At 64.7% G+C, this 12,430-nt stretch carries 19 protein-coding genes; 3 read left to right on the top strand and 16 right to left on the bottom strand.

What is annotated here, in order from left to right; genetic code table 11:
* Positions 1-48 precede the first annotated feature (48 nt).
* A complete protein-coding gene (locus tag GLX_RS02555) occupies positions 49-447 on the bottom strand; it encodes a hypothetical protein (protein WP_014104479.1) in 399 nt (132 codons plus the stop codon).
* A gap of 395 nt (positions 448-842) precedes the next feature.
* Here GLX_RS02555 and GLX_RS02550 point away from each other — a divergent pair, with 395 nt between their 5' ends.
* Positions 843-1,232, top strand: coding sequence for a DUF952 domain-containing protein (locus GLX_RS02550; RefSeq protein ID WP_014104478.1), 390 nt, complete (start codon positions 843-845; stop codon positions 1,230-1,232).
* 22 nt (positions 1,233-1,254) lie between these two features.
* Here GLX_RS02550 and GLX_RS02545 read toward each other — a convergent pair whose 3' ends face one another.
* On the bottom strand, positions 1,255-2,064 hold the full coding sequence (locus GLX_RS02545) for an MgtC/SapB family protein (protein ID WP_167537192.1): 810 nt from the start codon (positions 2,062-2,064) through the stop codon (positions 1,255-1,257).
* A gap of 177 nt (positions 2,065-2,241) precedes the next feature.
* Between GLX_RS02545 and GLX_RS02540 the strand changes: the two genes are divergently transcribed.
* On the top strand, positions 2,242-3,333 hold the full coding sequence (locus GLX_RS02540; protein ID WP_014104476.1) for an NAD(P)H-dependent flavin oxidoreductase: 1,092 nt from the start codon (positions 2,242-2,244) through the stop codon (positions 3,331-3,333).
* A 71-nt stretch (positions 3,334-3,404) separates the two neighbouring features.
* On the opposite strand, the gene GLX_RS19170 is transcribed toward GLX_RS02540, so the two are convergent.
* The 9 genes from GLX_RS19170 to GLX_RS02500 all read right to left on the bottom strand — a co-directional run bounded on the left by GLX_RS19170 (position 3,405) and on the right by GLX_RS02500 (position 9,115).
* Complete coding sequence (locus GLX_RS19170) at positions 3,405-3,527, bottom strand: hypothetical protein (RefSeq protein WP_014104475.1); 123 nt, start codon at positions 3,525-3,527, stop codon at positions 3,405-3,407.
* The gene (locus GLX_RS02535; RefSeq protein ID WP_041247575.1) at positions 3,524-4,096 is read right to left on the bottom strand and encodes a hypothetical protein; all 573 of its coding nucleotides are present in this window, start codon (positions 4,094-4,096) and stop codon (positions 3,524-3,526) included. The genes GLX_RS19170 and GLX_RS02535 overlap by 4 nt, the downstream gene beginning before the upstream one ends.
* A gap of 150 nt (positions 4,097-4,246) precedes the next feature.
* Positions 4,247-4,588 (bottom strand): hypothetical protein, encoded by a 342-nt coding sequence (locus tag GLX_RS02530; protein WP_014104473.1) that lies wholly within the window; start codon positions 4,586-4,588, stop codon positions 4,247-4,249.
* On the bottom strand, positions 4,585-5,016 hold the full coding sequence (locus GLX_RS02525) for a structural protein (RefSeq protein WP_041247102.1): 432 nt from the start codon (positions 5,014-5,016) through the stop codon (positions 4,585-4,587). The genes GLX_RS02530 and GLX_RS02525 overlap by 4 nt, the downstream gene beginning before the upstream one ends.
* Positions 5,017-5,039: 23 nt before the next feature.
* Entirely contained in the window at positions 5,040-5,468 is a 429-nt protein-coding gene (locus GLX_RS02520) for a hypothetical protein (RefSeq protein WP_014104471.1), read from the bottom strand.
* Positions 5,469-5,530: 62 nt separating this feature from the next.
* Complete coding sequence (locus GLX_RS02515; RefSeq protein ID WP_014104470.1) at positions 5,531-6,010, bottom strand: hypothetical protein; 480 nt, start codon at positions 6,008-6,010, stop codon at positions 5,531-5,533.
* Positions 6,011-6,040: 30 nt separating this feature from the next.
* Complete coding sequence (locus GLX_RS18870; RefSeq protein WP_014104469.1) at positions 6,041-7,372, bottom strand: hypothetical protein; 1,332 nt, start codon at positions 7,370-7,372, stop codon at positions 6,041-6,043.
* A complete protein-coding gene (locus GLX_RS02505) occupies positions 7,372-7,998 on the bottom strand; it encodes a hypothetical protein (protein ID WP_014104468.1) in 627 nt (208 codons plus the stop codon). The genes GLX_RS18870 and GLX_RS02505 overlap by 1 nt, the downstream gene beginning before the upstream one ends.
* Positions 7,991-9,115 (bottom strand): baseplate J/gp47 family protein, encoded by a 1,125-nt coding sequence (locus GLX_RS02500; protein WP_014104467.1) that lies wholly within the window; start codon positions 9,113-9,115, stop codon positions 7,991-7,993. The genes GLX_RS02505 and GLX_RS02500 overlap by 8 nt, the downstream gene beginning before the upstream one ends.
* A 373-nt stretch (positions 9,116-9,488) precedes the next feature.
* Here GLX_RS02500 and GLX_RS18700 point away from each other — a divergent pair, with 373 nt between their 5' ends.
* On the top strand, positions 9,489-9,854 hold the full coding sequence (locus GLX_RS18700; protein ID WP_193360654.1) for a GNAT family N-acetyltransferase: 366 nt from the start codon (positions 9,489-9,491) through the stop codon (positions 9,852-9,854).
* On the opposite strand, the gene GLX_RS02485 is transcribed toward GLX_RS18700, so the two are convergent.
* The 5 genes from GLX_RS02485 to GLX_RS02465 are packed head-to-tail and all read right to left on the bottom strand — an operon-like array spanning position 9,803 to position 12,428.
* On the bottom strand, positions 9,803-10,165 hold the full coding sequence (locus GLX_RS02485) for a hypothetical protein (RefSeq protein WP_014104466.1): 363 nt from the start codon (positions 10,163-10,165) through the stop codon (positions 9,803-9,805). The two genes, GLX_RS18700 and GLX_RS02485, sit on opposite strands and share 52 nt — an antisense overlap.
* Positions 10,162-10,392: a hypothetical protein gene (locus GLX_RS02480; RefSeq protein WP_041247099.1), complete on the bottom strand. Its 231-nt coding sequence runs from the start codon at positions 10,390-10,392 to the stop codon at positions 10,162-10,164. The genes GLX_RS02485 and GLX_RS02480 overlap by 4 nt, the downstream gene beginning before the upstream one ends.
* Entirely contained in the window at positions 10,389-11,069 is a 681-nt protein-coding gene (locus GLX_RS02475; protein ID WP_014104465.1) for a phage baseplate assembly protein V, read from the bottom strand. Before GLX_RS02475 ends, GLX_RS02480 begins: the two co-directional genes overlap by 4 nt.
* Positions 11,062-12,222 (bottom strand): hypothetical protein, encoded by a 1,161-nt coding sequence (locus GLX_RS02470; RefSeq protein ID WP_014104464.1) that lies wholly within the window; start codon positions 12,220-12,222, stop codon positions 11,062-11,064. Before GLX_RS02470 ends, GLX_RS02475 begins: the two co-directional genes overlap by 8 nt.
* Entirely contained in the window at positions 12,219-12,428 is a 210-nt protein-coding gene (locus tag GLX_RS02465) for a hypothetical protein (protein ID WP_014104463.1), read from the bottom strand. Before GLX_RS02465 ends, GLX_RS02470 begins: the two co-directional genes overlap by 4 nt.
* Positions 12,429-12,430: the final 2 nt, after the last annotated feature.

Below are 12,430 nucleotides of genomic sequence, written 5' to 3'. Positions count from 1 at the left end.
TTTTTTATTGCGCCGCACCCGGCGCGCATCGGTGCTCGAACATGGCCGCTAGAACAGGATCAGGTCGATCCCGATGCCCAGCGCCATCATGCCCCATAGCGTGACAAGGATGGCGCGGCGCCAGACCAGATTGCGCGCCAGCAGGGTCATGAGCGGATCGGCGGCTTCCGTGCGTGGCTTGCCCTGGAGTAATTCACGATAGGCGCCGCCGTTTTCGGTCACGCCCACCGCGCTCGTCAATGCGTTGCGGAAACTGCGCAGTTCTTCTTCGGTATAGACCGCGCGGCGATTGATGGTGATGGCTTTTGGCCCGCAGCGTAGATACCGCATGACGTGCAGCAGCGGCGGGCGGATACCCAGATACGCCGAAGCCTCAGACGGCGAAAGGATGGCCCTGCGGGGAAAATGCAGGATGGCCGGTCCGGTATTGTCGTTATCGGGGCGCATCGTAACGCAAAGCCTTGTCTATCTGGCGCGCGCGGGTTGCGCGGGTGGATCGGGGTATGATGTCCTAAAGTGACGTGTCGGGCCTCTAAAGACCAGCCCATAATTGCCTGCTCCTTCCTGATTGCACACGATCCCCCTTTCCATGCGATGGCCATGGCACTAAAGCGGCGCGCTGCCGCGTCATGCAGTCGTACCGGCCGCGTATGGGGGCCAGGCACGCATGTGCCCGCGCTTGCTCCGGTTTCAGTACTGGTATCGCCACTGGCGCTGTGTTGCAGCGGGAGTGCAGGGTGTGGTGCTGGTGCGCATGGGCCGCCGTCCCGCCGAGGGGGCGAGATTGGCGGCCCTGCTGATATCCTGTATGATCGGGGGCACACAGCACGGGAAACCACGCCATGGGCCATCGCCTTGCCTACAAGATCATGACGCTGGATGAATATATGGATTTTGAGGACAGGAAGCTGTTTACCGGCTCCCGCGCTGATGTGGCCGACGGGTTCATCCACCTTTCCACCGCAGAACAGGTAAGCAGCACGCTGGCCAAACATTTTTCTGGGCAGGACGGGCTGTGGATCGTCACGGTGGACCTGAACCGACTGGAACCGGCAGCGCTGCGGTGGGAGGCGGCACGCGGTGGCCAGCTTTTCCCTCACCTGTATGCGCCCCTGCCCCATGCGGCCATGGTTGGCAGCGCCCCCGCCTTTGTTACGGAATCTGGTGAGGTACTGCTGCCCGAACCCGCCGCCCCCGCCGCTGGCAGCGAACCCGGCCTCACCATCCATTAACCGCCCGCCTTCGCACGACGGGTCATTCCGGGTCGCTGTCCGCCTCGTCCGTTTCCACGCCCGTTACCCCTTCAATGGCGGACAGCACGGTTACAAGATGCGAGACAGGCCGCCTGCCTCGCGCTTTTATGAACAGCGTGACCATGCCGGGCGTGCTGGCATCGGGTGGTATGGCGGTGGTGTCGTGGTGGCGGTCACGCAGGTCGTTCAGGGTATCGGGATCGATGGGTGGGGCAGCCTGCTCCACCCTTACGCGGTGGATGGTAAAGCGCAGCCGGGTGCAGCGGTTCAGGATGGTGCGCAGCAGGCCGCGCCCGTCACGGTAGGTGATGTACAGCCCCACTGCACGCGCCCCATGGTCACGGGGCAGCAGGTGGCTGATCCGCCTGAAGCCAAGCATGATGATGAAATGCCCGATAGTCGTGGCGACCGCCAGCGCGATCAGTCCCGCCCCGCAGGCCATGCCCAGCGCCGCCGTAAGCCAGACCGAGGCCGCCGTGGTCAGTCCCCGCACCACGTCGCGCCGCATGAAGATCACGCCGCCACCGATGAACCCGATGCCCGAGACCACCTGGGCTGCAATGCGCGAGGGGTCGAGCACCACACGCCCTTCATCAAGCACGTTGTCAAACCCGTATTTCGACACGAGCATGAACAGAGCCGAAGCCACGCCCACCAGCGTGTAGGTGCGTAGGCCAGCGCTTTTTTGCCTGAATTCCCGTTCCAGCCCTACCAGCGCCGACAGGCCGAACGCCAGCGCCAGTTCCCCAAGCTGGAGCCAGCCCTCGCCGGGGGCGGGATGTATGAAATGTGGCAATGCCGTCATAACCATGATAACAGCCCAGCCCCCGCCCCGGTTGCGTGGGGTGCTGGTGCCGGCATGCCACAGTGGTATATGGCATCTGGGGAGAGGCCACATACGTGATGACATGACCCTGAATGGCACGCGGCGCCGGATGGTTTATTGTCAGGAATGGTAAAAACCAAGCTGTAACGGGGGATTAGGCCGATGGACTGGTTTGCACGGATTGGCCTTGAGATGCCGTTGCTCCAGGCCCCCATGGCCGGGGTGTCCACGTCAGCCCTTGCAGCAGCCGTGTCGCAGGCGGGAGCACTGGGTGCGATTGGCGTGGGCGCTGCCGGGCCTGTCCGTGCGCGCGAGATGATCTGCCAGATACGCCAGCAGACCGCGGCTCCCTTCAACGTCAACCTGTTCGTGCATGCCGCGCCCCAGATCGATCCTGCCCGTGAACAGGCATGGCTGGCATGGCTCAGGCCGCTTTTTGCCAGCTTCGGGGCAACCCCGCCCGCCGGGCTGGAGCCGATCTACCGCAGCTTCAATGATGACCCGGACATGCTTGCCATGCTCGTGCACATGCGGCCGCCTGTCGTCAGTTTTCATTTTGGCCTGCCATCGCGCCCGGCCATTGCGGCCCTGAAGGCGGTCGGGATTATCTTGCTGGCAACCGCAACCAGCGTGGATGAAGCCCGCGCCGCCGAGGCCGTCGGGATGGACGCCATCGTGGCGCAGGGGATCGAGGCGGGCGGCCACCGGGGTATTTTTGATCCGGCCGATGCGGATGATGCGCTGGGAACATGCGCCCTGACGCGGCTTGTTGTCCGTGCTTGCCGCATTCCGGTCATTGCGGCTGGCGGTATCATGGATGGTGCGGGCATAGCAGCGGCGCTGGCTTTAGGGGCTGTTGCCGCGCAGATGGGCACGGCCTTCATTCCCTGCCCTGAAAGTGGCGCCGATGCCGCCTACCGGCACGCCCTGGCGGGGCCGGCCGCCTTCCATACACGCATGACCCGCCTTGTTTCTGGCCGCCCCGCGCGCTGCCTTGCCAACCGGTTTACCGCCCTTGACCACGGTGCAGGCATGCCACCACCGCCCGATTATCCCATTGCGTATGATGCGGGCAAGGCGCTGGACAAAGCAGCCCGGAAGCATGATGAAAGCGGTTTTGGCGCCTTCTGGGCCGGGCAGGGCGCGCCTCTCGCACGCGCCATGCCCGCGCGGCAGCTTGTGCGGCTACTGAATGAAGAATTGCAGGTAGCCCGGCAGGCGCCAGCGTATTTCCACCAAAAACCGGTTCGGTAAAAATGCACGCATTTAGTGTTTTTGCGAGTACCTTCCCCTGTTTGAATTCACGCATTCAAACAGGATCTGTCCTAGTCCAGTCCACGCGCCCGCAACCGCATGGCCCGCAGCCATAGCGGTATAGCCACCAGCAGGCCGATCAGCACCACCATGCCCCCTGCCCCGGTCATCAGGCCCTGTGCAAAGGCACTCATGCCGACTGCGCGGCGAAGACGGCGATCTGCCCGATGGCCGTCTTCTCGTTCAGGGGTGATACACTATCCAGGCGCGGCCCGGACATGTCCATTATGGCCTTAAGCAGGTCGATCAGGGTTGCTGCCGCCCCCGCTGCCGTCTTGGCCTGCGTGACCACGATGCTGGACAGGTTGGCCGCCGTACCGGTGATGGTGGCGATGATGAGTGTGTTCACCTTCTCCACATCGGACAGGATGCTGTCGAAGGCCGCTTTTACGCTGGCGGTGCTGTAGCTGACGGACGCGCTGGACCCGGCGGCAGTCTGGAATGCGGTCAGGCCAGACTTGAGGCCAGCAATCACCGCATCAGCCAGCGTGACATTCGTGGTGCCCATCGCGGCAGACACAAACGAAATGCCGATAGCCGTGCTGGCAAACGACAGGATCGCGCTGCCATAATCCACCACCTCGGCCACGTTCAGGGCCAACGTGATGGTTGTGCCGTTTCTGGTCACGGTGCAGGCGGCAAGGCTGGCGGTCGCAAGGGCGGATGTGCCACGCAGGAAGGCGCGGCGGGTGGGATTGTGCATGGGGGCCTCCATTAAAAAAACCGCCTGCAGAAGGCGGTTGTGACCGGGCGCAATTCAAGACATACTTTCGCCTTAAAGTTGCATAACCTTCAGAGGGCAGCCTCGGGGTAAATCGGCCATCCACCTACGCGCCGGGGCTGTCACTGCCGTTTATTGTGCCGGAGCTTCCGGCTTCCCCTTTTTGTCCAGCACCGGGATGCCAGCCGAGGCTACCGCCTGCTTGGCCGCAGGCTTGTCTGCCACCGGCACACGCACGCCACTCTGCCCCGGCTTGAAGTGATTTTCCGCCCACCCGATGTTCAGACCGATGGTGGTTATGAGTTGCCAGACCACGGCCCACCGGCTGCCCGCATGCGGTGGGGGCACCAGCGCTGTCACTGCACCACAGGCAATGATGAACAGGGCGACATAAAGCGCATACTGTTCTGGAACCTCGGTCAAAAGCAGCCCGATGACAGCGCCGAGGCCGCCCAGTTTTGCGGTGGTGTTCATGTATATTCCCCATTTAGTCCGGGCCGGTTGGCAAGTGCCTGTTCGATCTGCGTTGAGGTGATGTGGCCAGGCCCGTTTTCCATTGTCGCAATCCCTGCGATCAGTGCCTGCATGGTCGCCGGGTCGCACAGGTCCAGAACCGTGTCAGGCTGCACGCTCATGGTCCGGCACAGGCCGGAAATATAAGCCCCGGTGGCATTCTCGCTGGCGGGGGCATAGACGGATATGATGGAGGCAACCGTAGTCAGGCCGCGTTCGGCGTAGCGCAGCAGCTGGTCGCGCAGGGCGCGGATGCCATCAGCCATGGTGGGGAAAGCGGCAAAGCGCGGATGCGGCACGCCGGTTTCCAGATGCGCGCCCGCCTGTCCCACGTAATCGAGATTGCCGGGATTGTTGTTGCGGATGTCGCGCGGGATGAGTGCGTTCATGGTGTCAGGGTTCCTGTTGCTGGTCATGGCCCGTAGCCGAATGCGCGCTTGCAGAACGACCACGCCGCATCGCCAATCTGCCCCCAGCCCAGCAGGCCGGTGGCCAGCACGATGAAGGTCATGGTCATCCATGAGGTCAGCCGCAGGCCGCCCTCGATGCGGGCCAGTCGGCCTGATATTTCGTTGTCGCGTGCAGTGGCGGTGTCGGTCATGTCGTCCACGCGCTGCATGATTTCGCGCCGGGTCCGGGCGGCATTATCGGTTACGGATTGCGTCAGATCGCGGCGCAGGTCGGAGAACTGCTGCGACAGGGTATTCAGCCCGTCGCGCAGGTTGTCGTGCCCGCCCTCGACCTTGGCCAGACGTTCGCGCACGCGGGCCAGATCCTCGACCGTGGCGCAGCGCTGGGGCATGACCGGGCCGCCCTGCGTCAGTGTGGTGATGTCGCTCATTCATCTTCTCATAAAAAAACCGCCCGGGGGGGCGGTCGGGCAGGCGCGGATTGAGGGGACGGTCAGGACGCGGCGGCAACCGTTACACTCAGGCTGGCCGGGTCTGTCAGGCCGCCATTGTTCGTCGCGCTGATCGTGACCGTTCCGGCCGCTTTTGGCGTGTAGGTCACGGCCTGCGGTGTTTTGATACCCGCGCCAAATGTGACCGTGCCGGATGAGAACGTGCCCCCTGCTCCGCCATCGGACAGCGTGACCAGAGTTTCGGTTTTCGGCCCGTAATTGTCGGGCGTCAGGTCCAGCGTCAGCGCCGTCCCCGCCGTGGCGGGACCAGACAGCGCATAGGCCGTGGACGGCACGCGATAGAGGCTGCCATCCGGGTATGCGCCTGCCGTATCCAGCGTATAGGCAAAGCCTGCGGGCGCACCGGTTGCCTGCTCCGCCGTAAGCTGCATGGCGACGATAACGTAGCCGACGGCCTGCCAGCCCAGAGCGCGGGTTCGGTATAGGATGTAGTTCTGCGGGGTGTTGCTGTCCGTAGTCATGTAGCCGTTCTCCTGTCAGGGGTGTCGGGGTTATAGCCAGCCAGCGACATAGATATTCAGCATCCCACCGGCTGCCTGGTCGCTTTCGGCTGGGATTTTCAGGCTGGCCTTAAATCCGGTGCCTGTCAGCGTGCCCTCCACGTAGTTGGCCGCGACGGATTTGGGCGAGGTGTTGGAGTATCCCATATCAATTGTCAGTTGCAGGCTATCAACGCGTGACAGCGCGGTGGGAAATCCAATTTCCTGCTGATCCTGCGCCGCCACGTTAAACCAGTGTTCGACATACGTCCCGGCAGATGAATTCGTGTAGCGGGTCGAACCGTTGGAAAATTTGGTCATGGTCACATCGGACCGCAGCATCAGTTCCCCACCAGTGCGCTGGCCGCCGCTGCTGTCCTCGTAGAAATACTGCGGCCTCCCGTCCGCGATCAGGTGCGTCAGGCCCGTGATCTGATACGCGGTCGAGTCTATCGCCCACACGCCGGATACAAGTTTGGCATCAGCACTGGCGCGTGCTGCCGCCTCGGCGTTAATGTTGCCCTGCAGGCCCGCATCGGCACTTTCGCGTGCAGATGCTTCACTGGTCACATCACTTTCCAGCGCCAGCGTGCCGCCAGCGTACTGGGTGCCGCTGCCATCTTCATAGAAGTACTGCGGCCGCCCTGCGCTAATCAGGTAGGTCAGGCCCAGCACCTGATACGCCGTCGTGCCCATCGCCCACTGTCCGCTGACCGGCACGAAGCCCAGCGCATCCTGCTTGGCCGCCTGTAGTTGGGGAATGGTATCGTAAAACGGCGCGACATCGGACTGCGCGATCATGTCCGCCGTGATGGACGTGGCCCCGGCGGGAACGGTTATGGCCCACAGCGGGTATGCGCCTGCGGGCACCGATGCCCCAATGCCGATCTGCGCCACGTCCTGGCGCACGGTGGGCGCGGTGTTCCCGCTGTTATCCGCCCCGGCATAGGTTACCGCCGGGTCGGCTGCGTTGTAGAACGGTAGCACGGTATCATCACCGTCTATCGTTGTGGGCGTGGCATACACCGTGTAGGTGCCCCCTCCCCCCGGCACCGCCAGCGTGAGCGGATCACGGCTGACATACTGGCGCACAAGCGCGCTGCCTACTGCCGCCAGCGTGCCATAGGCGGTGGCATCCACCACGCCGGGGGCCAGCAGCGAGCCGGGCGCGATGGTGACAGCCAGCCCCGTGCCCGCCGTGCAGGCAAAGCCGCTGGCGGCCACCGTGGACCAGCCGTACGCCATGGCGGCAAGCTGGCCCAGCCCTACATAAGCGTTGCGCTGGGCGTTGAGCTGGTCACTATCCAGCGGGATCTGTGCGGGGTAGACGATCTGTCTGTCCATCAGTCAAGGGTCTCCACATCCTGCACCCACGCGATGGTGCCCGCAGGCATGACCGCCGCGATACGGGTCAGGGTCTGTGTTGCGGGTGGGTTCGTGTCACCCGTGGGGAGTTGGGCAAAAAGCTGGAACGGTGCGCCGCGTGAGCCGTAACGCAGGGCTGCTACGCCATAACCATAGCCCCCGCCCACGGCAGGGCTGGCAAGGCTGCCCAGCCCCTTGCAGTCGGTTGCATTGCGTGGCTCGATCACGCGCCCGGCCTGTCCCACTTCATCGGTAATGGTGTTGACCACATCGGGCCGGGTGCCGAGAGATGGGAACAGAGATTCCTTTATGCGGGTGCGGAAGGCGTCGTCGCTCTCGCCGGGGTTGCGGGTCAGCATGGTGCCAAAGAAGTCGGCTGCGAACATATCAAGGAACGCGCCGGTCATGGTGTCCAGACGGGTCTGGGCATCGGTGCCCGCCAGTGTGGACCACACCCATGCAAACACGCTGCCATAACCCTGTAGCAGGGCATTGAGCACCGGGGCCTGTTCCGCCTGCCCCGTAGCAGGCGCGGGCGGAAACCAGCCGGTGGGCAGCAGGCGGCGGATGCGCAGGGCGAAGCCGTTCTGTGTGGTATCAGCCAAAATCCACCGCCCCGGCCCGGTAGGCCGTGCCGATGGTTGCAGGCAGGTCCACCACGCCGCCTGCCAGTGTCACGCCGGTCACGTTGGTTACCGAGGTGCTGGCGGCATAGGCAATCTGGATCAGGCGCGAATAGCTGGCTGCCGCCCCGATGGCGAGACCATTGAGGTACGCTGCAATATTGGTACTGATCGTGGCCTGCACCGTAGCGAGGTCGCCGGTGCTGTCCACGCTGACCGTCATGGCCACGGCGGGGCGCACCACATGGGGTCGCACCACCATGATGGACACGGCGGCCGGGCGCACATCGTCCACGGCGGCATACACCGCGTTGATCGTAGCGTCCGACACATCGCCCGATCCGTCATCGACATACACCACCACATTGCCGGGCAGGAAAGCGCCGGATGTGTCCACGTTTTCCACCACCTGATAGGCCAGATCGGCGGATACATCGGTTACTGCGTTCTCGATGGCGGCAATGGTGGCCTTGGACCGGCTGTTGATGTAGGCGATAAACCGGGTGCGGAGCGCCGCGTCCGTCTCGCCATCGCTACCATTGGTCAGGGCTGCGGTATTGGTGACCGTATCAATGCCCGATACCGCCGTGCCGAGCAGGCAGATGGCCCCTGCGGCCACGTTGCCGGTGGTGCCGGTAGTCTCGCACTGGACCGGAACCGTGATGGACGCGGTGCCAGCGGGGCGGATATACGCATTGTCGGCGGCCGACCAGGCGGCGTTCGTGCTGTCCTCCACCACGTCATAGATCAGGTTCGAGGCCGTCTTGACCGTGGCACCGACCGCAATGGTGGCGGACTGGCTGGCGGGCGTGAACGATGTGAAGGTGACGGTGCCGGTGGCAGGCGTACCCGCCAGGCGCGTAAGGCCAAAATCCTGCACGAAGCTGTCCACATCCGCACCGATTGAGGTGGCAAGGCGCGTGCGTGAGAGGATTTGCAGGGCAATGAACTGGAACCACAGCCCCAGCCCCGCCACGGCTTCAAGCATGGCGCGACCGGGAGAGCCGACATCAAGGTCCAGCAGCGAAGGGCACGCGCCCTGCGCGCTCGCCACCATGTTGCCCAGTGTGGTCTTGAAGGATTGGAAGGTGATGGCCACGCGGACTCTCCGTTATGGTTGTGGAACATCTCTGGTGTTTTGCGCCGCAATGTCCGGGGGTCAGGGCCGCCATCATCGCGCATTGCCGGACCCTGCCCATGCCTGCCCCGCCCTTTTCCGCCCTGCACACGCCCCGCCTGCGGCTTGAACCGTTGGAACTGGCTGATGCGCCAGCCATTCAGGTGCTGTTTGTGCAATAGAAGGTCAGGCGTTTCCTGAACCCGTGCGTATAGTGGCGCTATGACCCGGATACGGCCGAAAACTTCCCGCGCGGTGTGGCCCTGCCCGCCATGGGGTGTGGTCTGGCGCTGGTCCATCCGCCCCTGCAACGGGGTGGATACATTGATGGGCATGATTTTGCTGATGGGATGCCATGCCCGCCACCGGCCAGGGTGAAAACCGTGGTTTTTGGCCGGTCCCACAGTGGCAGGGCCGGGGATTAATGACCGGGGCGGTGGAAGCGGCAGGCGATTACTGGTTCCTGATACTGGACTGCCCTGTCATCCGTAAGGAAAAGGCGGCGGACAATGCGACCTGTGTTGCCATTTCGCGCAAGACGGGCATGCGACTGGTCGGTACCCGCTGGCGGGATTTCGTGTGTGGCCAGAGCATGCTGGCGCGGCAGTGGGAAATGACGCGGGCGGAGTGGCGGCATGGAAAGCCCGGCACTGGCCTGCATGAAGCGTGTCAGGCTGTGAGTGCCAGTTCCTGCACCGCGCCCGTGGTGGCATCCGTATAGGATATGGCCAGCAGGTAGGCTCCAGTTCTGGGGCTGGTTACTGTAACCGTGACCGGCTGCGTCTGGTCCACCCCGGCCTCGGCCTGCACCTGCGCCAGCACCAGGGCGCGGATGCCTGCTTCGTCCATCACGGCACCAACCCGCGCGGGCAGCCCGGCCCCGTAGTCTGGCTGCCAGATGTAAGCGCCCGCGTTGGTGCACAGGCGGCGCAGCAGGGTCTGCCGGGTCTGCTGCGCGCCCGTGACCACGGCAATGCCGCCCGTGCCCGACAGGTCCAGGTCCCCGCCCATGGTATGCGACAGCGCGCTCATGGCTGTTCCCCGCGCTGTGTGTTCCGTGCCAGCAGGTCTCTCATTTCCGGCACGCCCACGGTTCCCGCGCTGGTGGTGCGGCACTGCCCGCCGGGGCGCACGGCCAGCGCCATCAGGCCGATGGTGGCCCCGCTTTCCACCGCGCGCCGCAGGTCATCCAGCATGGTGAGCCTTGCCTGCCGGGGGGTGGGTCGTGTCAGGCGCAGCGGGATGCGGACCGTGCTCATTGCGGTGCTCCCGTCATACCGCTGCCGGGCTGCACGCCGCTATGGGTATGGCTGTGGCCCGATGTGCCGCCTGCCAGCACGTCCGTCCTGCCGGTAACGGTGCCCTGGGCGGTCATGTCCCTGTCGGTCATGATCGGGCCGCCGGTAACGGCCAGTCCATTCGCGTCCAGAACCATGCTCACGCCGCCCACCTTCCACGCTCTGGAACCGTTGGTCAGGGTCTCGGTCGCGTTTCCGGCCCCGCTGTAGATCGTATCCCTCGTGATGTGCCACCACGGGGCATTATCCGTAGCACTGCCGGGCGTCGTGCCGCCGGTCGCGGGTGGCGTGGCGCACCCGGCCACGATCAGCATCTCGCCCGGCTGGGCGGGCTGGCGGGTCGCAGGCGATGCGGGGGGCATGACCACAGCATCATAGACCGGGCACGCGCAGACCGCGTGTTCCCCATCCCCTTCCAGCCGCACCAGCAGGACATGCGCGCCAATGTCGGGCGGGCAGGCGATACGCAGGCTGCCTACCTGCATGGCGGCACAGGGCAGCCAGCCCGTCTCCACCCCTGCGGGCTGGGCCATGACCTTTACGGCGTGGTTGACCGGGTCCACCGCGCTGACCAGCCCGAAGCCGGGCTGCGCCTGCGCGTTGGCCATGTTGGCTGCAAGCATGCGGGGGTCAGTCATTTGTATCCTCCCCTTCCTGTAGGGTATTGCGGTGGCGTAGCGTAACCTGCTGGGAAAAGCCGCCCTGCCATGAAAAGCGGCTGGCTACGCTGTCCACGGCCAGCGTGCCGTCCCATGTGGTGCCGGTGCCGCTGACCTGCATGAACTGGCGGGGCGCAAGCGTGATGCGGCCGGGAATCTGTGCGGTAATGGTACGTTCATGCGCCACGATCTGGCTGTATTTCTGTCGTGCGTACCGCTGCAGGTCGTCCAGCCGCGCGCCGGGCAGGCTGAAGCTGTGCACGCTGCCGCCACCGCCGGGTGGGCGGACTGACCCGCCGGTGGCCGAGTAGTAATAATCCACCTTCGTGCGCTGGCGGCTGTCCCAGCTCATCACATGCACCACAATGCCGCGCGCGATCTGGTAATCGCGGCTCAGGCGCAGGGCGTTCGCGCCGATTGCAAGCGGCGCGGTGGGGCTGGTATCGGCATAACCAAGCCCATGCGTGTTGGCCGTGCTGGCGGTGGCCGGTGGCGCACAGGTCACGGTCCGGCCCGTGGCGTACAGGTCGCACCCCCCCTGGGTGGCAAGGGTGCTGGCCAGGTCAAACGCCGTCTGGAAGCGGCCATGGCTGGCGGCGGCCATGCGCTTGTGCTCCACCTGCCAGAATTGGCCCACCATGCCATCGCCCATGTGCACATCCGGGATCAGCCCGGCCGCCGTTATCATGGCGCGGACCACATCGCCCCCGGTCATGTTCATCCATCCGTCCAGAACGCGCATGTCGAGCAGTCTGGCCAGATAGTCGCGGCACTGGACATGGACGGATGTTTCCGCCGGGCTCCATTCCACATGGTCCACAATGCCCTGGAACATGGTAGTCCACTGCGCGCCGTCCTGTGCGGCGTCAAGCATCTGGAGCTGGATGTCGATGTCGGGCGGCACGCCGCCGCCTGCCGGGTCCGCCACGTCAAACCACAGGCTGGTGGCCTGCTGTGTGCGGTCCAGCGCCAGGGTCATTTCCAGCGTGTCGGCACGGCGGTAGCGGGTGCGCTCCAGCGTGAAGGATTCCAGCCCGGTCTGTGCCTGTTCCACCCCGTTCACCAGCAGCCGGGCACGCGGCGCGCGCCATGTGGGGGGCTGTGTTGCGGTTACGGTCATATCCGTGCTCATGCATCCACCCCCGGCACGCCGCTGCCCTGTGTGCCGTCCGGTGCGGGCAGCACCAGTGGCACGGGGGCGCAAAGGCCAGACAGGTCGGGGTCATCCAGATTGTTGAGCAGCGCGATGCGCCACCACTGCGTGGCATCACCCAGCCATGTTGCGGCCACGTGGTAGAGCGTACCGTCCGCTGCCGTGACCCTGATCGTGGTTGTCATGC

This window comes from Komagataeibacter medellinensis NBRC 3288, assembly GCF_000182745.2.
Classification (GTDB): Bacteria; Pseudomonadota; Alphaproteobacteria; order Acetobacterales; family Acetobacteraceae; genus Komagataeibacter; species Komagataeibacter medellinensis.
Note: the sequence above shows the minus strand (reverse complement) of the source record. Positions and strands in the feature narration are given on the sequence as shown.

Bases quoted from the DNA above. Each gene is read 5' to 3' on its own strand.
- GLX_RS02545 (WP_167537192.1), bottom strand. From the start codon at position 2,064: ATGGTTATGACGGCATTGCCACATTTCATACATCCCGCCCCCGGCGAG.
- GLX_RS02465 (WP_014104463.1), bottom strand. From the start codon at position 12,428: ATGACAACCACGATCAGGGTCACGGCAGCGGACGGTACGCTCTACCAC.
- GLX_RS02520 (WP_014104471.1), bottom strand. From the start codon at position 5,468: ATGAGCGACATCACCACACTGACGCAGGGCGGCCCGGTCATGCCCCAG.
- GLX_RS02535 (WP_041247575.1), bottom strand. From the start codon at position 4,096: ATGCACAATCCCACCCGCCGCGCCTTCCTGCGTGGCACATCCGCCCTT.
- GLX_RS19170 (WP_014104475.1), bottom strand. From the start codon at position 3,527: ATGAGTGCCTTTGCACAGGGCCTGATGACCGGGGCAGGGGGCATGGTG.
- GLX_RS02515 (WP_014104470.1), bottom strand. From the start codon at position 6,010: ATGACTACGGACAGCAACACCCCGCAGAACTACATCCTATACCGAACC.
- GLX_RS02475 (WP_014104465.1), bottom strand. From the start codon at position 11,069: ATGACTGACCCCCGCATGCTTGCAGCCAACATGGCCAACGCGCAGGCG.
- GLX_RS02530 (WP_014104473.1), bottom strand. From the start codon at position 4,588: ATGAACACCACCGCAAAACTGGGCGGCCTCGGCGCTGTCATCGGGCTG.
- GLX_RS02540 (WP_014104476.1), top strand. From the start codon at position 2,242: ATGGACTGGTTTGCACGGATTGGCCTTGAGATGCCGTTGCTCCAGGCC.
- GLX_RS02525 (WP_041247102.1), bottom strand. From the start codon at position 5,016: ATGAACGCACTCATCCCGCGCGACATCCGCAACAACAATCCCGGCAAT.
- GLX_RS02555 (WP_014104479.1), bottom strand. From the start codon at position 447: ATGCGCCCCGATAACGACAATACCGGACCGGCCATCCTGCATTTTCCC.
- GLX_RS18700 (WP_193360654.1), top strand. From the start codon at position 9,489: ATGCCCGCCACCGGCCAGGGTGAAAACCGTGGTTTTTGGCCGGTCCCA.
- GLX_RS02470 (WP_014104464.1), bottom strand. From the start codon at position 12,222: ATGAGCACGGATATGACCGTAACCGCAACACAGCCCCCCACATGGCGC.
- GLX_RS18870 (WP_014104469.1), bottom strand. From the start codon at position 7,372: ATGGACAGACAGATCGTCTACCCCGCACAGATCCCGCTGGATAGTGAC.
- GLX_RS02485 (WP_014104466.1), bottom strand. From the start codon at position 10,165: ATGAGCGCGCTGTCGCATACCATGGGCGGGGACCTGGACCTGTCGGGC.
- GLX_RS02550 (WP_014104478.1), top strand. From the start codon at position 843: ATGGGCCATCGCCTTGCCTACAAGATCATGACGCTGGATGAATATATG.
- GLX_RS02480 (WP_041247099.1), bottom strand. From the start codon at position 10,392: ATGAGCACGGTCCGCATCCCGCTGCGCCTGACACGACCCACCCCCCGG.